General features: G+C 38.5%; 23 protein-coding genes. All 23 read right to left on the bottom strand.

Going from position 1 to position 22,069, the window contains the following annotated elements; genetic code table 11:
- Window positions 1–2: 2 nt before the first annotated feature.
- Window positions 3–431 (bottom strand): flagellar basal body-associated protein FliL, encoded by a 429-nt coding sequence (fliL, locus tag FCJ93_RS02440; RefSeq protein WP_137742837.1) that lies wholly within the window; start codon window positions 429–431, stop codon window positions 3–5.
- Window positions 421–642, bottom strand: coding sequence for a flagellar FlbD family protein (locus FCJ93_RS02435; RefSeq protein ID WP_095308074.1), 222 nt, complete (start codon window positions 640–642; stop codon window positions 421–423). The genes fliL and FCJ93_RS02435 overlap by 11 nt, the downstream gene beginning before the upstream one ends.
- 54 nt (window positions 643–696) lie before the next feature.
- On the bottom strand, window positions 697–1,920 hold the full coding sequence (locus tag FCJ93_RS02430; protein WP_137742836.1) for a flagellar hook protein FlgE: 1,224 nt from the start codon (window positions 1,918–1,920) through the stop codon (window positions 697–699).
- Window positions 1,921–1,994: 74 nt separating this feature from the next.
- The gene (locus tag FCJ93_RS02425; RefSeq protein WP_095308070.1) at window positions 1,995–2,381 is read right to left on the bottom strand and encodes a TIGR02530 family flagellar biosynthesis protein; all 387 of its coding nucleotides are present in this window, start codon (window positions 2,379–2,381) and stop codon (window positions 1,995–1,997) included.
- Window positions 2,382–2,395: 14 nt separating this feature from the next.
- On the bottom strand, window positions 2,396–3,034 hold the full coding sequence (flgD, locus tag FCJ93_RS02420) for a flagellar hook assembly protein FlgD (protein WP_095308068.1): 639 nt from the start codon (window positions 3,032–3,034) through the stop codon (window positions 2,396–2,398).
- A gap of 13 nt (window positions 3,035–3,047) precedes the next feature.
- Window positions 3,048–4,301 (bottom strand): flagellar hook-length control protein FliK, encoded by a 1,254-nt coding sequence (locus FCJ93_RS02415; RefSeq protein WP_095308066.1) that lies wholly within the window; start codon window positions 4,299–4,301, stop codon window positions 3,048–3,050.
- A 27-nt stretch (window positions 4,302–4,328) separates the two neighbouring features.
- Window positions 4,329–4,916, bottom strand: a complete 588-nt coding sequence (locus FCJ93_RS02410; RefSeq protein WP_095308064.1) for a MotE family protein — start codon at window positions 4,914–4,916, stop codon at window positions 4,329–4,331.
- Window positions 4,917–4,924: 8 nt separating this feature from the next.
- The gene (gene fliJ / locus FCJ93_RS02405) at window positions 4,925–5,368 is read right to left on the bottom strand and encodes a flagellar export protein FliJ (protein WP_095308062.1); all 444 of its coding nucleotides are present in this window, start codon (window positions 5,366–5,368) and stop codon (window positions 4,925–4,927) included.
- A complete protein-coding gene (gene fliI / locus FCJ93_RS02400) occupies window positions 5,365–6,690 on the bottom strand; it encodes a flagellar protein export ATPase FliI (RefSeq protein ID WP_095308059.1) in 1,326 nt (441 codons plus the stop codon). The genes fliJ and fliI overlap by 4 nt, the downstream gene beginning before the upstream one ends.
- Window position 6,691: 1 nt before the next feature.
- Complete coding sequence (fliH, locus tag FCJ93_RS02395) at window positions 6,692–7,465, bottom strand: flagellar assembly protein FliH (protein ID WP_235879390.1); 774 nt, start codon at window positions 7,463–7,465, stop codon at window positions 6,692–6,694.
- Window positions 7,449–8,465 (bottom strand): flagellar motor switch protein FliG, encoded by a 1,017-nt coding sequence (gene fliG, locus FCJ93_RS02390; RefSeq protein ID WP_095308055.1) that lies wholly within the window; start codon window positions 8,463–8,465, stop codon window positions 7,449–7,451. The genes fliH and fliG overlap by 17 nt, the downstream gene beginning before the upstream one ends.
- Window positions 8,466–8,477: 12 nt before the next feature.
- Window positions 8,478–10,070 (bottom strand): flagellar basal-body MS-ring/collar protein FliF, encoded by a 1,593-nt coding sequence (fliF, locus tag FCJ93_RS02385; RefSeq protein ID WP_137742834.1) that lies wholly within the window; start codon window positions 10,068–10,070, stop codon window positions 8,478–8,480.
- Window positions 10,071–10,125: 55 nt separating this feature from the next.
- Entirely contained in the window at window positions 10,126–10,434 is a 309-nt protein-coding gene (gene fliE, locus FCJ93_RS02380; protein ID WP_095308052.1) for a flagellar hook-basal body complex protein FliE, read from the bottom strand.
- A 15-nt stretch (window positions 10,435–10,449) separates the two neighbouring features.
- The gene (gene flgC / locus FCJ93_RS02375) at window positions 10,450–10,899 is read right to left on the bottom strand and encodes a flagellar basal body rod protein FlgC (protein WP_137742833.1); all 450 of its coding nucleotides are present in this window, start codon (window positions 10,897–10,899) and stop codon (window positions 10,450–10,452) included.
- Between the two features lie 2 nt (window positions 10,900–10,901).
- Window positions 10,902–11,297, bottom strand: coding sequence for a flagellar basal body rod protein FlgB (gene flgB / locus FCJ93_RS02370; RefSeq protein WP_137742832.1), 396 nt, complete (start codon window positions 11,295–11,297; stop codon window positions 10,902–10,904).
- A gap of 730 nt (window positions 11,298–12,027) precedes the next feature.
- Window positions 12,028–12,807: a GTP-sensing pleiotropic transcriptional regulator CodY gene (gene codY, locus FCJ93_RS02365; protein ID WP_095308046.1), complete on the bottom strand. Its 780-nt coding sequence runs from the start codon at window positions 12,805–12,807 to the stop codon at window positions 12,028–12,030.
- 138 nt (window positions 12,808–12,945) lie between these two features.
- Window positions 12,946–14,352 (bottom strand): HslU--HslV peptidase ATPase subunit, encoded by a 1,407-nt coding sequence (gene hslU, locus FCJ93_RS02360; RefSeq protein WP_095308044.1) that lies wholly within the window; start codon window positions 14,350–14,352, stop codon window positions 12,946–12,948.
- A gap of 2 nt (window positions 14,353–14,354) precedes the next feature.
- Complete coding sequence (hslV, locus tag FCJ93_RS02355; RefSeq protein WP_095308042.1) at window positions 14,355–14,906, bottom strand: ATP-dependent protease subunit HslV; 552 nt, start codon at window positions 14,904–14,906, stop codon at window positions 14,355–14,357.
- Window positions 14,907–14,930: 24 nt separating this feature from the next.
- Window positions 14,931–15,833, bottom strand: a complete 903-nt coding sequence (gene xerC / locus FCJ93_RS02350; RefSeq protein WP_095308040.1) for a tyrosine recombinase XerC — start codon at window positions 15,831–15,833, stop codon at window positions 14,931–14,933.
- A 261-nt stretch (window positions 15,834–16,094) separates the two neighbouring features.
- Window positions 16,095–18,173, bottom strand: a complete 2,079-nt coding sequence (gene topA, locus FCJ93_RS02345; RefSeq protein WP_137742831.1) for a type I DNA topoisomerase — start codon at window positions 18,171–18,173, stop codon at window positions 16,095–16,097.
- A gap of 516 nt (window positions 18,174–18,689) precedes the next feature.
- Window positions 18,690–19,550 (bottom strand): DNA-processing protein DprA, encoded by an 861-nt coding sequence (dprA, locus tag FCJ93_RS02340; RefSeq protein WP_137742830.1) that lies wholly within the window; start codon window positions 19,548–19,550, stop codon window positions 18,690–18,692.
- Between the two features lie 249 nt (window positions 19,551–19,799).
- Entirely contained in the window at window positions 19,800–20,702 is a 903-nt protein-coding gene (gene sucD, locus FCJ93_RS02335) for a succinate--CoA ligase subunit alpha (RefSeq protein ID WP_095308034.1), read from the bottom strand.
- Window positions 20,703–20,815: 113 nt separating this feature from the next.
- A complete protein-coding gene (gene sucC, locus FCJ93_RS02330; RefSeq protein WP_095308032.1) occupies window positions 20,816–21,976 on the bottom strand; it encodes an ADP-forming succinate--CoA ligase subunit beta in 1,161 nt (386 codons plus the stop codon).
- Between the last annotated feature and the right edge of the window lie 93 nt (window positions 21,977–22,069).

Genomic DNA, 22,069 nt, shown 5'->3' with positions numbered 1-22,069 from the left:
AATTACGGGAGGAGTGATCCGGTGATGTATACTTTCTCCACTTTTCCAGACATCATCAATTCATTTATTTTTTCCTTCAACTCTTCTTCGAGAACTGTTTGCCCTTGTGATCCTTGAATCTCTTCTGAGCTTTTTTCAGATAATGTATGAATGATAATGTTTTTAACTTGAAAATCTCGTTTTTCCAATTCTTCCTTTGCTTTCTTACTGTCAGTTTGAATTTTGAATGAGATACGGATAAAATCATTTCCAGCTAAATTAGTCGTAATTTCTGGAATGTCCACCGAATACTCTAATAACTCATCAATTGTTGGTCCCGCGGTGTTTTCAGCCCCTGTTACCTTTAGAACGACTACAACAGCAACAGCTCCAACAAGAGTAATCGTAATTAGAATAATTAACATTATCATGACAAGCTTATTATTTTTCATGCTCTGGGCCCTCCAACTGTTGAACTCCTAATAGGTTGACAGTTTGATAGAACTTATTCACTAACTGTACGATTTCTTCCTCGGTTTCCTTCACAACATATTTATGACCATTTGACAGGGTAATCGTCGTATCAGGAAAGGATTCAATTGTTTCAATATAAATTGCATTAATGATATAAGGCTTTCCATTTAATCTTGTAACATTTATCACGGTAATATTCAGGACTGAAGACTTCTACCACTTCAGTCCTGTCCCTCCCTTACCCTATCGTTTTAAATTTACAAGCTCCTGCAGTATCTCATCAGATGTTGTAATAATACGCGTATTCGCTTGGAAGCTACGCTGGGCAACGATCATTTCTGTAAATTCCTCTGACAGGTCTACGTTTGACATCTCTAAGGCGCCTGATACCAATGAACCTCTTCCATCACCCGCTGCACCGATATTAGCAGCACCTGAGTTAATGGATTCCTGAAAGAGATTGTTTCCTGCTTTCGTAAGACCTGATGTATTGCTAAATTTAGCTAATGCCAAGCGACCCAGTGTCACAATTTCACCGTTTGAATACACACCGCTAATATCTCCTGATGCCCCGATATTAAAGCTATCCAGCTTTCCTTCTGTATTCCCGTTCGGGTTCACAATTGCTGTTGTCGGTCCAGAATTCATCGTTAAGCCGGCAAAATTAAGGGTAAGAGCTAAATTGTCTACAGTGGTAGCAGCTTGTCCATCGATATCCAAGTTAAAGGTTACTGGTGCTGTTGGATTCGTTAAATTACCATCCGCACCAAAGGTTAGTGTACCATCGCTAGTCGGGGCAGGATTTGCTTTTGGATCCTTATTAATGAAATACTCCCATCCCGTTGCCGTTCTTTTAAAATGAACATCAATGCTATGTGGATTTCCACCATTATCAATCACTCTAATCTGCTGAGTATAAACAGAATCTGTAATCGCATCTGCGGATAAATTCTCTGAAAATACGACATTGCTTGTAATCGTTGCTGGCATGACCGCATTAACATTTACCGCTACATCTCCATAAACATTTGTTAAATTGCCGTTAGCATCATATCGATAAGCTTGTACAGCTAAACCATCCCCATTTACTAGTGTACCGTTATCATCTAAGTAGAAGTTACCTGCTCTTGTATAGTATTGGGCGTTTCCTTGTCTTACAACGAAATAGCCGTCGCCATCAATCCCTACATCTAAAGAACGAGTCGTAGTTTGCAAGCTAGAGCCATCTTGAATCGTATCGATCGTTGCTAAAGTGGAACCGAGTCCTATTTGTTTAGGGTTGGTTCCTCCGCGTAAATCTGTGGCTGCAGAGGCTCCAGCAACCGTTTGACTCAGCATGTCCTTAAATGTTACACGGCTCTTTTTAAAACCATAAGTATTGACATTGGCAATATTATTTCCAATGACATCAAGCTTTGTTTGCGAGTTTTTCAAACCACTAATTCCAGAGTACATTGAACGTAGCATAAATAATTCTCCTTTCAATTAAGCTGCTTCAGTCATTCCGCAGCTTTGGCTTCCTATCTAGGTCCAGCCTTTAATTATTCGAGAACAATTGTTCCATTTATATTGGTGAAAATTTGTGATGTTGCTTCCTGACGATCCATTGCTGTAATGACTGTGTTATTTTTCGCACTGACAATTAATGCAGCTTCATCTAATAAAACTAATGATTCTTTTACTCCCATTTTCTTTGCTTCACTAACCTTTGCTTCAATTTGTTTCCAGCGTCTATCATCAATGTGAATATCCCGCTGCTGCAGTCTTTCCTTTGCATGTTTGCTTAACGTTAGCTTGTTGCTATCAATGATTGCCTGCTGTAAATGCTGGGAAAACACATTCCCACTCATTGATTTCAATTTTTTCGTCTGAACAGTTTGGGGAGTAATCGGTTGAGATTTTATGGGTCTAAAATCAAATTTATCCATCAATCAACCTTCTCCTATTGAATTTTTATCATTTGCGAGGAAGTGATTGTCGTATTACTATCATCATCTAAGTGAAATTGGATTTTTCCATCCTTTATCGACACTGATTTAATCGCGGCTGTTGCTTCTTCTTTGTTGCTACTTAAATAAGTCACTGTTTTACCTATCAGCATACTCGCTTGGATCAGATCGTAATCTTTTGCTATTTGTTCATTAAATTGTGAAATATTACCCGGTTCTAGCTTTGTTCCATCTTCTAAAATAAAGTACACATTGCCTTCCTTAAATTGAAGAGAAACTACTTTCCCCGTTCCTTCTAATATCTTGATTTCACCGTTTGCATTCTCTTCAAGTTTATGCCAAGTAATTTCTTTTCCTATAAATTGCCCATAAGAGATAAGGTTGCTCTCTTCTTGCGCATTTGCAACTTTTTGCATCAGTGAATTCATATTTGTCATTTGCTCCAATGAAGAAAACTGAGCCATCTGAGCAATGAATTCACGATCCTGCATGGGATTTGTTGGATCCTGATTTTGCAACTGGGTAATCAGCAATTTTAAGAAATCGTCTTTTCCCAATGTGTTGGAACCAGTTTTTTTCTGTTCATTTTTATAATTGGAATAGAGTAAAGAAGGTGCAATAGTATTTGACATATTTTTAACCTGCCTATACTTCAGTATTTAAGAGCGCCTCTTCAAAGGAAGTCATAAAAGAAGCCTCTTCTGTCTCGTTTTTGCCTTGCTCCTGTTGTTGTCTGTTTTCCTGTCCATTTTGCTGGGACTGTTGCTCTCGTCCAATAAATCTTTCCTGCTGTTGATTCAGTGCTTGGGAGATTTCAACGCGATCGACTTGAATATTTTGCGTGCCGAATGCCTGTTTTAAGCCATTCAAATGCGTCTCCAATGTTTCCTTCGCCAATTTTGTGGTAGTCATGATTTTTGCCACCAATCCGGCGTCACGTTGAATCAATTCGATTCGCAAAGCTCCTAAATGTTCTGGGTTGAGCTTAATTAAAAGTTTTTGAGTGCCAGCGTTATTGGAAAAATTACTTCTTGCAAGGATATTTTCAAATTGCTTGATTAACTCATTTGCCCCTGTTGGTCGTTCGCCTTGTTGCAAAGACAAAGTGAGTTGCTCAGCTTTTGACACTTGATGATATTGAATCATACCATGAACTGTCTCTGCTTTAGCAGCTAAATTCTTTGATTCAAGCCCCGCTTCACCTGTTTGCTTTGCCAGTGGCTGCTTGCTGTTAAGTTCCTGGGCCACTGCCGAAAATGTTCTAATTATATACTCTTGTCTATTTAATGGCGGTTTATTTTCACTATCTGCAGAAAGGAGAAGTTCAAGTCTTTTTGTAAATTGCTGCAATAGATCTTTCAATTTCCCGTGATCTGCAGACAATTTCTGTTCACCAGCAAGAAGTTCAAACATTTTTACAGTCTTAAGTATTTGAGCCATATCACCGCTTAATGAATTTCGCAACTCCTCTGACGTCATCGCATTCAATTGCCCTAAAACCGCTACTAAGTCCTCGATTCTCATAGCATTGGTCCCAAGAGACGCAACATCAATTCTCTCAGCCAACTGCGCAAGTGATAAATTTGGCAACAATACTTCTTCAATTAACTGAAATAATTCATCTTCGTGATGAACGGAAAGTGATTGATTCAACATGAGCAAACCCTCATCCAAATCAAGTACATCCTCGGTTTGCAAAAAAGCAATCAAATCCAGCAATTCTTCCTTCGAAAAAGATTGTAATAGCTTGTTCGCAGCAGCGGCCGAATCATCTGCCAAATTTGGCTCTTGCAAAAATGTCCCAACAAGTCCTTTAAAGCCAGTGACATTTTTAAAATTGCCTGCTTTCTGCGAAGATGAGGAAGAACTTAATATATTAACAGCTCCGATCTCCATCATTTCACCTCCTTTCGATCAATAAAATTGCTACTCATTAGTTAATAATTCCGTATACTTCGCCGCCTCCTCTGGAGATAAATTCTCCAATATAGCAGCTAAATTATCTGACTTAATATTTGATAAAATTTGCATTGCTTCTTGTTCTTGCATCTGTGAAATAATTGGGGCAGCTTTTTTCGCTGACATCGTTTCATAAGTCTTCACAATATCCTGAAAAGCACGTTTATTTTCTTCTTGAATCGCCAGAAGGTCGTCTATTTGCAGTTGAAGTTGTTCAATTTCTAGTTTATTTCGCTCAATTTCAGTATCTTTTCCTTCTAGCTCCTGCTGCAATTTTTCAATTTGTGCTTCTTTATCTTTAATTATCCCTTCAAGCTCAATGGTATCTGCTTCTAAATCTTCCATCGTTTTGCTTGGCTCCTCTTCCATCATTTGCGATAGAAAAGGGATCTTTTGACTGTATTCCTGAGCTTTTTCAAAAACATTAATGCCGGCAACTGAGAAAACAATTAATAGAACGACAATTAAAAATAATACTGGGATAACTCCGGTGTAAAGAAACCATTGGAATTTATTCGCTTTTTTTTCTTCTACTTCTTCTGCTATTTTTGCCATCAAATCACCTAACTTCCTCGGTTCATATAAAGCTGAATCGAGATATCATCCATTTGTTTATTCTCAATTGTTTTTAAGGAATTGAGGAAATGCTCAAAATCCTTTTCGCGAATTTTTTCAAATTTCTTTACTTCTATATTTTTTTCCATCAGTTTTTCCTGAAATAAATTCATTCGATTTCGGGCATTAATAACCATTTTTTGATAGTGGTTAATTGTCTTTTCTAAATTTCCAATAAATTGCTGGTGATGGCGGATTTCGACAATCGATAGACCGTTCTTAAGCTCTGCAGATTGAAAAGCCTCCAAATCTTCTTTTTTCCGTAATAATTCGTATAACTTTTCAGCGACTTCTTCAAATTTTTTTACTGCATCCTGATAAGTAAAGAGAGCCTCATCTTTCTCCCTTTCCTTCAAGGCTAATACTCTAGCAAACTTATATTGATAAGTCATCGGATATTCTCACCTTTTCCCATTAACTCATATAGAGCATTTAAGCTATCATGAAACGATGCCTTCTCATTCGTTTCCTGTTTTAAAAAGCTAATAATGTCTGGATACAAACGAATAGCTTCATCAATTTGTTTAGATGAACCTTTTTTATAAGCCCCAATATTAATTAGGTCTTCAGAATTAATATAAGTGCTTAAAAGTTCTCTAAGCTTTTCAGCTGATTTACGATGTTCTTCAGGAACAACATTGTTCATAACTCGACTTACACTTTTCAAAACGTTAATGGCAGGATACTGCCCTTTATTAGCCAGCTCTCGATCCAGGACAAAATGTCCATCAAGAATTCCGCGAACTGTATCAGCAATAGGCTCATTCATATCATCACCATCTACTAAAACGGTGTAGAAAGCCGTGATTGAGCCTAACATATTAGTACCGGTTCTTTCCAAAAGCTTTGGAAGTATCGCAAAAACAGATGGTGTATACCCTTTCGTTGTAGGCGGCTCACCAATGGCCAAACCGACTTCTCTCTGCGCCATTGCAACCCTCGTAACTGAATCCATCATCAGCATCACATTCAAACCGCGATCGCGAAAATACTCTGCAATAGCTGTTGCTGTGAATGCCCCTTTAATTCTCATTAATGCTGGTTGGTCAGAAGTGGCCACAATGACGATTGAACGCGCTAAGCCTTCTGGTCCCAGATCTCGTTCAATAAATTCTCGTACCTCGCGACCACGCTCTCCAATAAGTGCAATAACATTTAAATCAGCTTTCGTATTTCTAGCAATCATCCCCAGCAACGTACTCTTTCCGACTCCGCTACCGGCAAAGATCCCCACCCTTTGCCCCGTACCTACTGTTAATAGCGAATCAATCATACGAACACCGACTTCGATAGATTCAGAGATAGGAGGTCGTTTTAATGGATTGGGTGGCTGCTGCTCAGTCAATACAGGGGTCAACCCTTTTGGCAGTTCTTCTTCATCTAGCGGTTTTCCAAGCGAATCAAGAACACTGCCTATTAAACCTGGACCAATCTTAATTTCAAGAGGTTTATGGCTTGCTTCCACTAAACTTCCTGGAGAGATGTCATTAACCGTTGTATAGGGCATCAAAATAATGTTCTCATCTTTAAAGCCCACTACTTCAGCTTTAATTTTCCTTTTGTGTTTATGGCCGACATGAATATAGCAAACATCGCCAATCGAGCTTTCTGGACCCTGTGACTCAATCATCAGACCTACTACTCGCTTAACTCTACCGTAATGTTTATATGTATCTATCTGGTCAATTTGCTCTAATAAGTCAGCTAATTTCACATTATTCACTCTCCAGCAATTCGAATAACTTTGCTTTAATTTCCAAAAGCTGTTGATCTACACTTGCATCAATTCTTCCATTAGCTGATTCGATAATGCAGCTAAGCTCTGTTAAGTCTCCGTCTGGATAAATATAAAGTTCAGTTTCCTTCGGGAAAATTTTAATTAAATCTTCTTTTTGAGACAAGAGAAGCTCATAGTGTGCTGGGTGTACGTGCAATTGTATTTCACGATATTCCCTTGCTTCTTTCAGAGCCCGTTTCACAATACTTAGAAAATGGTCTGACTGCCCTTCGAGATGCTGACCAAGAATCCGTTCAGCCACTTTTAACGCAATGGCTAAAATAATTGGTTCAGATTCTTCAATCGTTCGATGATAATCTGTTTTGGAAAGGTTAACGGTTTCTCTGGCCTGTTCAATCAGCTCATGCATCTGCTGATAACCTTCTTCTTTACCTTGTAAAAAACCAGCCTCATAACCACTTTCCTGTGCTTGATTCGTTAATCTTACGACCTCTTCATCCCAATTGTTTCTTTCTTCCTGCAATTGAGCCTGCACTTGTTCTTGGAAAGCTCTAGCCTCTGCAACGATCCTGTTTGCCTCTTCCTTCGCTTCGTTCAAAATTTCTTTTTGCTGCATGGAGATTTCAATATCAGCCGCTTCAACGTCAACCTCTTCGTTTTCTACTTTAAAGCTTCGAATGGAAATCACTTTATTTTCCTGCTCTTCAACCTTAGACCAGCCAGATTTGATAAGCCTAGACAATGATATCATCTCCTCCGCCACGAGCGACGACGATCTCACCAGCTTCTTCTAGACGGCGAATGATTGCAACAATTCTTGATTGAGCTTCCTCAACGTCTCGAAGACGAACAGGCCCCATATATTCCATTTCATCTTTGAAGGTTTCGACCATTCGCGTTGACATGTTTTTATAAACAATGTTTTTCACTTCATCACTAGAAACTTTTAATGAAAGCATTAGATCCTCATTTTCACAATCACGAATAACTCTTTGAATAGCCCGATTATCAAGAGTAACAATGTCCTCAAATACAAACATCCGTTTCTTGATTTCCTCTGCCAACTCTGGATCCTGGATTTCCAATGCGTCTAAAATCGTTCTTTCCGTTGCTCTGTCTACCCCGTTAAGCACTTCAACCACGGCTTCGACCCCACCTGTTTGCGTATAGTCTTGGGTGACGGTTGAAGAGAGTTTCCGTTCCAAAATTTGCTCAACTTCATTAATGATTTCAGGTGATGTACTATCCATAACCGCAATCCTTCTCGCCACATCTGCCTGCATTTCCTGTGGTAGCTCTGACAGTATCTGCCCAGCTTGAGTAGCATCTAAATACGATAAAATCAAGGCGATCGTTTGCGGATGTTCATTTTGAATAAAATTGAGAATTTGCGCTGGATCAGCTTTTCTAGCAAAATCAAATGGTCGCACCTGCAAAGAAGAAGTTAATCTATTTATAATGACCGACGCCTGTTCAGAACCTAACGCTTTTTCAAGGACTGTTTTTGCATAGCCAATTCCACCTTGAGAAATATAATCCTGCGCCAGTGCAATGTTGTGAAATTCCTCCATGATCTCCTCTTTTGCTTGAGAGTCCACCTTTTTAACGGAGGAAATTTCCAATGTTAGTTTTTCAATTTCTTCTTCACTTAAATGCTTATATACAGACGCAGATACATCAGGGCCAAGTGATATGAGAAGAATGGCTGCTTTTTGTTTTCCTGTTAATTCTTTTTGCTCTCTAATTGCCAACTTTCAAACCTCCTAGTCTTCCGAGATCCACGTCCTTAATAGTTTCGCAAAGTCTTCTGGATTTTCTTTTGCCATTTTTTCTAGCTGCTTTCTTCTTAAGCTTCCTTCAGTTTCCTGTTCCTCATTTACATCAGGAATTTGAACTTGTGATTCTTCTTCAAATTCTTCCATCTCTTCTTCCTCACGCTTTTTACGCGCTCTTACGAATAGGAAGATTAGAAGAATAATAATTAAAAGTAACACTCCACCTAGCACATAAACCCACCAAGGGATCGCACTTTGTGGTTCTGTATTAAACTGTAGCTTGCCGTTAAATGGTTGTACGGAAACAACTACCTTGTCTTGGATGTCTTCATCCGTTAATTCTCCTTCAATTGTATCTTTATTAATTGTCGTTCTAACAATTGTACTTAACATCCTTGTGATATCGTCTACCCTCTCCTGCGGAAGTGAAGATTCATCATCTGCAATCGGAGGTTCAACCATTACTTGGATTCCTAAGTCTCTTATTTTATACGGACTTTCAATAATTTCTCTTCGGATCTTATTTACTTCATTATTAATCGTCTCTTCAATTCTTTCATAATCGCCATTTCCATATGCTCCCTCTTGATATGTACCGCCAAGGGTGTCGGCAGGGTCTTCACCTGCAGGAACACCACCCGCTCCAGCGCCATTACCAGTAAAAGTCTCAGTAATTTTTTGAGCACTTAAAGTGATTCCTTCCATGTTTTCTTCATCAACAGGTGTAACAAGATTTTCTTCACGATTTTCTTTTGTAAAATCGATGTCAGCAGTTACCGAAACAACCACTTTATCTTGACCCATTAACGTGCCAAGCATGCTTTGTACTTGGCGTTGCACATCACGTTCAATTTCTTTTTTAATTTCATTTTGTGCAGTGAATGTGTCACCTGAAGAATTTTCATTATTTTTTAGATCAAAGTACTCAAAATTTTGGTTCGAAATGACGATATTATCTGTAGGAAGATTTGGTACACTTTTTGAAACAAGATGGTACAAAGCATTGATTTGCTTTTCTTCAAATTGATAACCTGGAACTGTATTCAAAATAATCGCAGCCGTAGCCTCTTCATTTGCATCATTTACAAAGATCCCTTGTGTTGGAAGAGTAATCATCACTCTCGCATCTCTGACCCCTTCAACACCTTTAATTAAATTGGCTAACTCAGTTTGCATGGCGTCGAGCTTCATGACATTAAACTCATTATCCGTCATGCCAAATCCGGCATTTTGGCTAAAGAAGGAATAATCAATTCCACCTGTTTTTGGCAAACCTTCTGCTGCTAACTCCACTTTAAGAGAATCTGCCTGTTCCTGTGGAACACTAATTGTTGTTCCACCATCAGAGATTTCATACTTTATACCTTTACCGTCTAGATTTTCTTTAATGGTTCCAATTTCTGTTAAAGATAAATCTTTATATAAAGGAACCATATTTGTTCTTGTTGTAAAAAAAATGACCAAAGAAAGAATAATGACACCTAACAGAATAGATCCGATAATGATCATTTTGTATTGTTTAGAACGGCCATTCCAGTATTCTTTTAATTTGTTAATATATTTCTGAAACGAATCTGTCATTCTTATCCCCCGGCTATTCTGTCTAATTATCGAGAGGGCATAACCCCCTCAACTACTAAACTTGCATTCTCATAACTTCTTGATACGCTTCAATAACTTTGTTACGAATTTCCATTGTTGCTTGTAGTGTTATACTTGCTTTTTGGCTTGCAATCATCACTTGGTGTAAATCAACGTTTTCTCCCCGTGCAAGTTTTTCAGTCATAACATCTGATTGTACTTGGGCTTCATTGACTTTTTCAATTGATTGCTTAAGTACGGACGCAAAACTCTTCTGTGCCTCGTATGGTGTAACTGGAGAGGTTTTCACCTCATTGGTGACTGGAAGTACGCTCGACACATTCGGAAACGATATATTATTCATTTAAGAAGGCTCCTTTTATTTCCCTATTTCTAAAGCTTTCATCAGCATACCCTTTGAGGCATTCAACACTGTTACATTTGCTTCATAAGACCGGGTTGCACTAATCAGGTCAACCATCTCCCTTAACGGATCAACATTCGGCATCTGCACATAGCCAAATTCATCGGCATCGGGATGTTCAGGATCATATACTTCTTTGAAAGGGGAATCATCCTCGACAATCCTTGAAACTTTCACTCCATTTCCAGCTTCATTTTTATTCATTGCAACATTCAAAAATGAAGAAAAACCGCCTTCTTTCGGTTGAAGAACAACTGATTTACGACGATATGGAACCCATTCACCATTTACTTGAGTTGCTCTTGTAGAATCAACATTGGCCATATTCGATGAGATGACATCCATTCGCAGCCTTTGAGAGGTCAGCGCAGAAGCAGAAGTGTTTATACTATGAAAGATGGACATGATTACTTACCTCCTTTTATTACCGATTGCAAAGTCTGAAACTTTCCGCTAATTCTTTCTGTTAATGCATTGTAATAGATTTGATTTGTAGCTAAATCTGCCATTTCCTTATCAACATCCACGTTATTACCATTATTGTTATACGAAGTACGATTATTAGTTCTAATCATTACGTTTGACGAATCTTCTCCATGAAAATTAAAATGTCTGATATCCGTCCGCTTTGCTGTCATTGAAGCATTTTGTGCATCATTTAACGCAGATTTAAAGCTAGCTTCTTTAGCTTTATAATTAGGAGTGTCAGCATTTGAGATATTTTGAGCAATTACCTTTTGCTTTGTAGAAGAATAGTTTAAAGCACTCTCTAGTGTTGAAATCGTATTTGAAAACAGCTTCAATTTTTCTCACCACCATTATTATACTTAATCCGTGTTAAGGGATTTTGTTGAAGATTGTAATATTTAGAAGAATAATGTAATACATACTTAATTGTAATGAATAAGAAATAATATGTCTATGCAATAATCGTTAAAAAAAATGGGATATAGGACCTGTTTTCATTCATTTTGCATTGGGACTATATTATTTAAATCGTAAAAAGCTGATACTTTAGAATCATTATCATTATCCTTGATTATGACACATTTGCTACAAAAAGTGGGAGTTTTTTTAACAAAAATCGACTTTTTTCGCATAAAATCTTCAACAAATCGTTGTGTTAATATATTTATTAATTATGCATAAAAATGTAAACGTATTCATTTCCAAAAAATACAATTTTTCCGTGACTAAATTCATTAATAAGTAGCATTGTTCAACTGCTCCACAATTTTAATTTCCGGACTTAATTTTTACATGTGCTTTACAAACATTAGCTTTCTGAATGAATTGTATTAAAAAGAGGCAAGCTTTTGACTATATTCATTCCAAAACCACGGTCAGGAATAAAAGTATGAAGAGGCCTTTTAAAACATTTAACATTTCCAAATCCGGGCATTTCCGCTCCATGTACCTGTTTTCCGGAAAGCAATCGATTAAAGAAAAAGAGTGTAGACAAACTCGAAAATTCTCGAGTTTGTCTACACTCCGAAACAAAAAAAGATTTTTTGATGCAGCTTCTGTACTTAATTAATTTGCTCTAAGCTTATCAAGCTCAACGAGGAACTTGTCATTTAACACTTTAATATACGTTCCCTTCATTCCTAGTGAACGAGATTCAATTACTCCAGCACTTTCAAGTTTGCGAAGCGCATTGACAATTACTGAACGAGTGATTCCAACGCGGTCAGCAATTTTAGAAGCAACTAACAAACCTTCTTGCCCGTTTAGTTCTTCAAATATATGTTCAATTGCTTCCAGTTCACTATATGAAAGTGAGCTGATCGCCATTTGCACAACCGCTTTACTGCGAGCTTCTTCTTCAATTTCTTCCGCTTTTTCACGAAGAATTTCCATTCCTACAACTGTTGCTCCGTATTCCCCTAGAATAAGATCGTCATCATGGAATTGCTCCTGTAATCTAGCTAAAATTAATGTTCCCAGTCTTTCTCCACCGCCAATAATCGGCACAATTGTCGTCAAACCATTTTGAAATAATTCTTTATTCTCAACTGGGAAAGCAGTGTACTCACTATCAATATCAAGATTTGACGAGGTTTCTTTAATATTGAACAGATTGTTTGTATATTCTTCTGGGAACTGACGATCCTCAAGCATTTTAATCATACGATCGTTTTCAATTTTTTGATTAACTGCAAAGCCTAGCAATTTTCCTCGTCTGCTAACGATGAAGATATTCGCTTCAATCACTTCGCTTAAAGTTTCTGACATTTCCTTGAAGTTAACAGGCTTACCTGCAGCTTTTTGTAATAAAGCGTTAATTTTTCTTGTTTTTGTTAATAAATCCATTATTCTTCCTCCTATTTCCTTACAACCCTTGTTGCTTCGATTATTTTATTATTTTTTAAGATCAATTACAAAATATGTTGAAACTTAAACTAGGGGCAATTTGAACCCATTCTGGAGCCACTGTTTATAAAGAAGCTCCTATAAAATAAATTGACTTAAATCTTTATTTTTGGAAATAGCGCCTAACTTTTCTTCGACATATTGCGGTGTAATTGTAACTTTTTCCATTGTTATGTCTGGAGCCTCAAATGATAGATCCTCCAGTAACTTTTCAAGAATGGTGTGAAGTCTTCTCGCTCCAATATTGTCCGTATTTTGATTCACTTCAAATGCTACTTCCGCTATCTTACGAATAGCATCGTCAGAAAATTCAATTTGTATACCTTCCGTTTCTAACAATGCTTCATATTGTTTAATCAAGGCGTTATCTGGCTCAATTAAAATTTTAAAGAAATCATCAACCGTTAATTTCGTTAATTCAACACGAATTGGAAAGCGCCCTTGAAGCTCAGGAATCAAATCAGATGGTTTGGCAATATGGAATGCTCCAGCAGCCATGAATAAAATATGGTCCGTTTTAACTGAACCGTATTTGGTTACTACAGTAGAACCCTCAACAACAGGGAGGATGTCACGCTGTACACCTTCACGAGAGACATCTGCTGAAGAACCACCTTGATTCTTACTAGCAATCTTATCAATTTCATCAATAAAAATAATCCCTGATTGCTCTGCTCTAAGTACAGCCTCTTGTGTAACCTCATCCATATCAATTAACTTTTGAGCTTCTTCATTCGTTAAAACCTTTCTTGCCTCTTTCACAGTAAGTTTACGCTTTTTTCGTTTTTTAGGCATCAGACCACTTAAAGCATCTTGCATATTCATGCCCATTTGCTCCATGCCAGAGCCTTGGAGCATATCAAACATTGAAGGTTGTTGTTCTTCGACCTCCACCGTTACGATTTCGTTTTCTAAATCACCCATTGCTAATTTTTCTCTAACAATTTTTCTTTTTTCCTGAATGTTTGTTTCCTCTGTTGGATTTGGTTCCGGCTCTTGTTCAGACGAGCCTCCACCAAATAACATTTCAAGCGGATTTTTATAGTTGCTAGACTTTTTCGCTGATGGCACTAGTAAATCGACAAGTCTTCTATTCGCATTTTCTTCAGCCCGCTCTTTAACGCTTAACATTTTTTCTTCTTTCACAAGTCTGACAGACGTTTCAACTAAATCCCTGACCATCGATTCAACATCACGGCCTACGTAGCCAACCTCAGTAAACTTCGTTGCTTCCACCTTGACAAAGGGTGCCGAAACGAGCTTTGCCATTCGCCTAGCGATTTCCGTCTTACCAACCCCTGTTGGTCCAATCATTAAAATATTTTTCGGGTTGATTTCATCCCGTAGTTTTTCATCGAGCAAACTGCGGCGATAGCGGTTTCTTAAAGCGACAGCGACAGCTTTTTTAGCATCTTTTTGACCGACTATGTATTGATCCAAACGTTCTACAATTTGCCGTGGAGTTAAGTTTTTTTCTTTTGACACGTCTACATTCCTCCTAGCTCTTCAACAATTATATTTTCGTTCGTATAAACACATATCTCAGCAGCGATTTGGAGGGCAGCTTGAGCAATCTCCCTGGCAGTTAAATGTTCACCAGCGTAGCGCTTAAGGGATCTTCCAGCGGATAATGCGTAATTCCCTCCTGAACCAATGGCTAAGACTCCATCATCCGGTTCAATCACCTCTCCGGTCCCAGATACTAGCAGAATGCTTTCCTCATTCATCACAATCAGCATTGCTTCTAATCTCCGTAATACTTTATCGCTCCTCCACTGCTTCGCAAGCTCAACAGCTGCTCTTTGAAGATTTCCATTATATTCTTCTAGCTTGCTTTCAAACATCTCGAAAAGGGTAAAGGCGTCAGCAACCGAGCCGGCAAATCCCGCTAACACTTTGCCATTAAACAACTTTCTAACTTTCCTTGCTGTGTGCTTCATTACAACTGCATTGCCGAATGTAACTTGACCATCTCCCGCCATCGCACACTTGCCTTTATGTTGTACTGCGAAAATCGTGGTCGCATGAAATTGATTCATACAGATTCCTCCTATTTGGGTGTTTCATGCCCTCGGATGATGCTCCATATACGTCTTTTTCAAATAATCCTTTGTCACATGTGTATAGATTTGCGTTGATGATAAATTCTCATGACCAAGTAATTCCTGAACCGTCCTCATATCTGCCCCATTATTTAATAGATGGGTTGCAAATGAATGTCTCAACTTATGAGGGTGTATTTTCGAGTTTAATGATGATTGCTCAACAATTTTATTTAAAACCGTTCTCAACCCTCGAGTCGTTAGCGGTCCACCGCGAAAGTTAACAAGTAAAACATCATGTGACTGTTTATTTTGCTGCATAATCGCTTTACGTCCCTCTGTTATGTAGCGCTCCAAGGCCACTTCTGCAAAACTGCCAAAAGGAACGTAACGATCCTTTCTCCCTTTTCCATGTACCAGCAGCGTGGACAGTTCCATATCTATGTCCTGCAAGTGAATACTACAGCATTCACTTACCCTTATTCCGGTTGCGTAAAGTAACTCCAGTATTGCTCGATTTCTCTGACCAATTGGATCGCTAATGTCACAAGCTTGAAAAAGGATTGCCAATTCCTCTTCGTAAAAGAAATTCGGGAGCCTTTTGTCAACTTTTGGGATCGAAACCCCTGCAAATGGATTTTGGGAAGCTAACTTTTCTCTTAGCAAGAATTTATAGAAACTCCGCAGGCTTGAAATCTTTCTAGCAACAGACTTTCTTGATAATTTTTGATTGAATAATTTTGTCAGAAATAACCGAACATCCGAATACTCGACCTGCTCGAACTCCGTTATAGATTGTTCAGACATGAACAATCTAAAGTCTAATAGATCCCCATGATAATACTCGATCGTGTACTGGGAATAGTTCTTTTCAACTTGCAAGTATTGTAAAAACAGCCTTGTGACCACTTCGTCTTTACCCAACTTTATTCACCTCACAGGGCATAGCTATTCAATATTACCATACTAAATTTCCGTACGCAAGATAATTTACAAATTTTTCACAAAGTTCTGAATTATCCTTCGTAATTCTAAACAACATTCTTGCTTTTCTTTATTTTGTGATTCCTCCTGCATTTTATAATACGTTTGATAAATAATAAAGTTTCAAGTACTTTCCGAAAGTTTTTTTTGCAAAACTAGGCATATTTACGCACTTAAAAGAGTGAGCAAGCTGCTCACCCTTTAACTTTGTGGCTCTTCCTTGTAGTCGCAATTCACACATTGGACCTGAATTCCTTTTTTAAGCTTTTTTTCAACTAAGAGGCTTTCACATTTTGGACAGCTCCGAGGGAGCGGTTTATCCCAAGATATAAAATCACATTCTGGAAAACGATCACAGCCATAAAAAATACGTCGTTTTTTACTTTTTCTTTCTATGATATTTCCTTCATGACATTTTGGGCATTTAACACCAATCTCTTTAACAATTGGCTTTGTATTACGGCAATCTGGGAAATTGCTGCATGCCATAAATTTTCCATAGCGCCCCATCTTAAATACCATTGGACTGCCGCACTCTGTGCAGTCTTCTCCAGCGGGCTCATCTTTAATTTCGACTTCAGCCATTTCTTTCTCAGCCTTCTTTAATTGCTTCTCAAAGCCTTTATAGAAGTCATCGATGATTTCGACCCATCTTGTTTTACCTTCTTCAACATAATCAAGATCCTGCTCCATTTTCGCAGTGAACTCAACATCAAGAATTTCCGGAAAAAACTCCATAATTAATTGCAGGACGATTTCTCCCAGTTCTGTTGGCACGAAACGCTTATTATCGAGGGCAACATACCCTCTTTTTTGTATGGTGTCCAGTGTAGGTGCAAAGGTGGATGGCCGTCCTATCCCAAGCTCCTCTAAAGTTCTAACTAGACGCGCTTCAGTATAACGCGGAGGGGGCTGAGTAAAATGCTGCTTCGGTTCAATATCCTTTTTCAGCACTTCATCCCCCTCTTTAAGGTCAGGGAGCATATTATTCTTATTCTCTTCTGTTTGATCGTCTGTACCTTCAACATATACCTTCATAAAACCGGGGAACTTGATTTTTGAGCCTGTTGCTCGAAACAGCACATCACCATTTTTCAAATCAACACTCATTGTGTCCATAATTGCAGGAGCCATTTGACTTGCTACAAAACGCTCCCAAATTAAACGGTACAGCCTTAACTGATCACGGGACAAGTACTCCTTCATCGTGCTCGGTTCACGAAGTGTACTCGTTGGGCGAATCGCCTCATGGGCATCTTGGGTATTAGAATTTTTCTTTTCTTTCCGCTTTTCTGTTTGTAAAAAGGAGCTTCCATAAGCGGATTGAATAAATTCAGCCGCCTCATTTTGAGCGAGCTCTGAAACCCGTGTTGAATCCGTTCTCATATACGTGATTAAACCAACTGTCCCTTCTTTGCCCAAATCGATCCCTTCATATAATTGCTGGGCAAGCATCATCGTCTTTTTCGCACGGAAATTCAATTTGCGAGCAGCCTCTTGCTGTAATGATGATGTTGTAAAAGGAGCAGCAGGATTCCTTTTTCTTTCCTTTTTCGTAACTGAAGTTACAGTAAACTTGTTTCCTTTTACTTGTTCTAAAATTGCGTCAACCTCTTCTTTAGATTTCAGCTCTACCTTTTCTTTGCTAACTCCGTAAAAAGAAGCATCGAAGGTATCCTTTCCTTTTAAAAACTGGGCATCAATTGACCAATACTCCTCTGGCACAAAATCTTTTATTTCTTTCTCTCTGTCCATAATAAGTCGCACCGCTACCGATTGGACTCTCCCAGCACTTAACCCCTTTTTTACCTTTTTCCAAAGAAGAGGGCTAATATTATAACCAACGAGACGATCAAGAATTCTGCGCGCCTGCTGTGCATCGACTAGATTCATATTGATTGGACGCGGATGTTTAAACGACTCTTTAATCGCGTCTTTCGTTATTTCATTAAAAACAACGCGACAGTCTGAATGAATGTCCATATCTAGACTATGGGCAAGATGCCAAGCAATTGCTTCCCCTTCACGATCCGGGTCAGCCGCTAGAAAAACTTTCTTCGCTCTTTTAGCAGCAGTCTTTAACTCTTTTAAAACAGGTCCTTTGCCACGTATAGTTATATATTTCGGCTCGTAATTATGCTCAACATCAACACCTGTTTGGCTCTTTGGCAAATCACGAATATGCCCCATAGAGGCCTTTACTTTATATTTTTTTCCTAAATACTTCTCAATCGTTTTCGCCTTTGCCGGCGACTCAACGATTACAAGAAAATCAGACATCAATTGTCCTCCTTAAGAGGGATTATAAGATTTAAAATAATTTTTCAATGGGAAGTTTGTCCTTTTATCCATACATTTATCATTCATCCCATATTTATCAGCATTTCCCATCGAAATCATACATAAAGTCGCTTCATTTAAATTTTAAATATTCACTATTATTAAACAGATAAATATCAATTGTCAAGAATAGTATATTTTATCCATGCAAATACAAAACAAAAAAATATGTAATACCTGATGCAAAATGTATACCAGTTTTAAGATAATTTCAACCTTTTTTCGAAAAATTTATTTTTTGTTCATTTTCTAAAAAGGTGTTCAACATTGTAGCAGCATAGTTTGCTCAAAGGCTTTGTTATATGTCGGTGTTGATTTTGGGCTCATTTTCTTTCTGATTCCATGAAACCTTTCAGTATAACTGAAAGGCATGTGAAACTTTGGTTTCACATCCAATAAGCCAAAAATCATTTTATCAACAATTCTATTTAACAAAGCTTACTCGAAAAAAGCTTGCTAATAATTAAGCTCTTCTAATATATCTTTTCCGCTAAATACAAGTTTTGCGCCCTGCTGAATAAGTTCATTTGTTCCAGTGGATGTAGTGCTGAATATATTTCCTGGGAGTGCAAACACTTCTCTTCCCTCATTTACAGCTAAATTTGCTGTAATGAGCGAACCGCTTTTTTGCTTTGCTTCCACAATAAAGGTTCCATTGCTCATCCCACTAATAATACGATTTCTCAGCGGGAATTGCCACCTTAAAGGGAGCGAATGTGGCGGATATTCGGATAATACAAGCTGATTCCTCATCATTTCTATTGCTAATTCTTTATTTGTCTTAGGATAGATATGGAATAACCCTCCTGCGATAACTGCAATCGTCGTACCTCCAAGCCGCATTGATGTCTCGTGGGCAATGGTATCAATTCCAATTGCTAAACCACTAACAATGACGACCCCATCCTCAATCAAAGTTGGGAAGATCGCTTCAATTGCTTTTCTTCCATATTCAGTAGCATTTCTTGAACCGACAACAGCGAGCTTTAGCTGCCGCTGCAACAAGTCGATTCTTCCTTTCCCATACAGTACCCATGGAGGCTCATAAGTCTCCCGCAATATATCCGGATACTCATCATCAAAAAGGGTGATCATATGGATTTGATTTAATTCGTATTGGCGGATTTGTTCATAAATATAATGAGAGTGAAAGTTTTCAAGGAGTTTTTTTTGTAATTGAGGGAGAAAGGAAGGGAATTTCTTCTTTTCAAAAAGGGTGGACAGATCTGGATCATGTTTTAGCAATTGATAAATCGTCTTCCAGCCAATTCCTTTACAGTGGTGTAAGGAAACAAGCCTTCGTTTAAATTCATCCATATTATCACTCCTCTTTTTATTATGCAAAGCTTTATTGGATGTTGTGTTGATTTTTGGCTCTCTCTGATTCCATGAAGCGATGAAGAAAACTTATTTCTCACATCACAGACCTTTTTTGCATAACTGAACAACGTGGCAACCAAAGTTTCACACGAAATGAGAAAAATCGCTTAATCAACAATTTGGTTTAACAAATTTCTATTCAAAGCTAGCCCCTTCCTGCAGAAAGGACTAGCTTTGTGCATTTAATTAATGTGTTTTACATTTTTCATAAAGCCCTTGTTCTTTTAAAACTTTAATTAATGTTTCGCCCATAACTGAAGGAGTATCTGCTACGGCAATTCCACACTCATTCATAACGCGGATTTTTTCATCAGCGGTTCCTTTACCACCTGAAATGATTGCTCCTGCGTGGCCCATGCGCTTTCCGGGAGGAGCTGTACGACCACCGATAAATCCTACTACCGGTTTTGTCATATTGGCCTTCACCCATTCAGCTGCCTCTTCTTCAGCAGTACCACCGATCTCACCAATCATAATGACTGCATACGTTTCAGGATCTTCATTGAATGCTTTTAAAACATCAATAAAATTCGTGCCATTGACTGGATCTCCACCGATTCCCACTGCTGTCGTTTGACCGATACCAGCTTCTGTTAATTGATGCACAGCTTCATAAGTTAGTGTTCCGGAACGCGAAACAACTCCCACATGACCTTTCTTATGAATATAACCAGGCATTATTCCAATTTTGCATTCGTCAGCCGTAATTACACCCGGGCAGTTTGGCCCAACGAGACGGGTTTTCTTACCTTCCATATAACGTTTCACTTTAACCATATCTAGTACAGGAATATGTTCAGTGATACAAATCGCAAGCTCAAGCTCTGCATCCACCGCCTCAAGGATGGCGTCAGCTGCAAACGGCGCAGGTACATAAATAACTGAAGCAGTAGCGCCAGTTGCATCCACCGCTTCCTTAACCGTATTAAATACGGGCACGCCCTCTACCTCTTGACCGCCTTTGCCAGGTGAGGTTCCCCCCACAATTTTTGTTCCGTACTCCAGCATTTGTTTTGTATGAAAAAGGGCAGTAGAGCCTGTGATCCCTTGCACAATAACTTTTGTATCTTTATTAATAAATACGCTCACGAGATTTATCTCCTTTCTGATATCCGACTAACAACATGGGTAATTCGTCATTACCCACCGTACATTTTTAGCACATTACAAATAAAACGATTAAATTAATCGTGTTGAAGATATTATCCTACTAAATTAACAATCTTCTGTGCACCATCTGCCATTGAGTCAGCGGAAATAATTTCAATATCGGATTCAGCGAGAATCTTCTTGCCAATTTCCACATTAGTCCCTTCTAAACGAACTACTAATGGAACGCTGAGTCCAACCTGCTTCGCTGCCTCAACAACTCCAGTTGCGATCACATCACATTTCATAATGCCGCCAAAAATATTAACAAAAATGCCTTTTACGTTTTGATCAGAAAGGATGATCTTAAATGCCTCTGTTACTTTCTCCGCTGTAGCACCGCCACCAACATCTAGGAAATTGGCCGGTTCACCGCCGTAATGCTTCACGATGTCCATCGTTGCCATTGCAAGCCCAGCACCATTAACCATACATCCGATATTGCCATCGAGTGAAATATAGCTTAAATCATATTTAGATGCTTCAATTTCCTTCGGGTCTTCTTCTTCTAAATCACGGTATGCTAAAACATCCTTTCTTCGATAAAGGGCGTTTGAATCAAAGTTTAATTTCGCATCCAATGCCATAACATTTCCGTCCCCTGTAACGACAAGAGGGTTAATTTCAGCAATGGAGCAGTCTTTTTCAATATATGCTTGATAAAGACCCAACATAAATTTGACGGCTTTATTCACCAATTCCTTAGGAATATTGATATTAAAAGCAATTCGTCTTGCTTGGAATGGTTGTAAACCTACAACAGGGTCAATCTCTTCTTTAAAGATCTTTTCCGGAGTTTTCTCTGCAACTTCCTCAATTTCTGTTCCGCCTTCTTCAGAAGCCATTAGAACAACACGAGAAGTGGCACGATCCAATACTAGACCAACATAGTACTCCTTTTTAATATCGCAGCCTTCTTCAATCAATAAACGTTTTACTTCTTTTCCCTCTGGACCCGTTTGATGTGTGACAAGAGTCTTGCCGAGAATTTCGCTAGCATATGTACGAACTTCATCTAAGTTCTTAGCAACCTTTACACCGCCTGCTTTTCCACGTCCCCCAGCATGAATTTGTGCCTTAACAACACAAACTTGCGTTCCTAGTTCCTTCGCTGCACGAACAGCTTCTTCCACGGTGAAAGCCACTTTTCCGTTAGGAACGGATACCCCAAAGCTTTTGAGGATTTCCTTACCTTGGTACTCGTGAATATTCATTTCCCATCCTCCTTATTGTTGTAAAAGGATTTAAAAAACTTTGGTATCGTTACGACTATTACCAACCTTTTACTGACCAATCTTACTTCCTAA

Origin of the sequence: Robertmurraya siralis, from assembly GCF_005502275.1 — a bacterium.
Classification (GTDB): Bacteria; Bacillota; Bacilli; order Bacillales; family Cytobacillaceae; genus Robertmurraya; species Robertmurraya siralis.
The sequence above is the reverse complement of the archived record's forward strand: the minus strand, read 5'-3'. Positions and strand labels throughout refer to the sequence as shown.

Coding starts and splice junctions, on each gene's coding strand:
- fliL (WP_137742837.1), bottom strand. CDS start 431: ATGAAAAATAATAAGCTTGTCATGATAATGTTAATTATTCTAATTACG.
- FCJ93_RS02430 (WP_137742836.1), bottom strand. CDS start 1,920: ATGCTACGTTCAATGTACTCTGGAATTAGTGGTTTGAAAAACTCGCAA.
- FCJ93_RS02425 (WP_095308070.1), bottom strand. CDS start 2,381: ATGGATAAATTTGATTTTAGACCCATAAAATCTCAACCGATTACTCCC.
- flgD (WP_095308068.1), bottom strand. CDS start 3,034: ATGTCAAATACTATTGCACCTTCTTTACTCTATTCCAATTATAAAAAT.
- FCJ93_RS02415 (WP_095308066.1), bottom strand. CDS start 4,301: ATGATGGAGATCGGAGCTGTTAATATATTAAGTTCTTCCTCATCTTCG.
- FCJ93_RS02410 (WP_095308064.1), bottom strand. CDS start 4,916: ATGGCAAAAATAGCAGAAGAAGTAGAAGAAAAAAAAGCGAATAAATTC.
- fliJ (WP_095308062.1), bottom strand. CDS start 5,368: ATGACTTATCAATATAAGTTTGCTAGAGTATTAGCCTTGAAGGAAAGG.
- fliH (WP_235879390.1), bottom strand. CDS start 7,465: ATGATATCATTGTCTAGGCTTATCAAATCTGGCTGGTCTAAGGTTGAA.
- fliF (WP_137742834.1), bottom strand. CDS start 10,070: ATGACAGATTCGTTTCAGAAATATATTAACAAATTAAAAGAATACTGG.
- fliE (WP_095308052.1), bottom strand. CDS start 10,434: ATGAATAATATATCGTTTCCGAATGTGTCGAGCGTACTTCCAGTCACC.
- flgC (WP_137742833.1), bottom strand. CDS start 10,899: ATGTCCATCTTTCATAGTATAAACACTTCTGCTTCTGCGCTGACCTCT.
- codY (WP_095308046.1), bottom strand. CDS start 12,807: ATGGATTTATTAACAAAAACAAGAAAAATTAACGCTTTATTACAAAAA.
- hslV (WP_095308042.1), bottom strand. CDS start 14,906: ATGAATCAATTTCATGCGACCACGATTTTCGCAGTACAACATAAAGGC.
- topA (WP_137742831.1), bottom strand. CDS start 18,173: ATGTCTGATTTTCTTGTAATCGTTGAGTCGCCGGCAAAGGCGAAAACG.
- dprA (WP_137742830.1), bottom strand. CDS start 19,550: ATGGATGAATTTAAACGAAGGCTTGTTTCCTTACACCACTGTAAAGGA.
- sucC (WP_095308032.1), bottom strand. CDS start 21,976: ATGAATATTCACGAGTACCAAGGTAAGGAAATCCTCAAAAGCTTTGGG.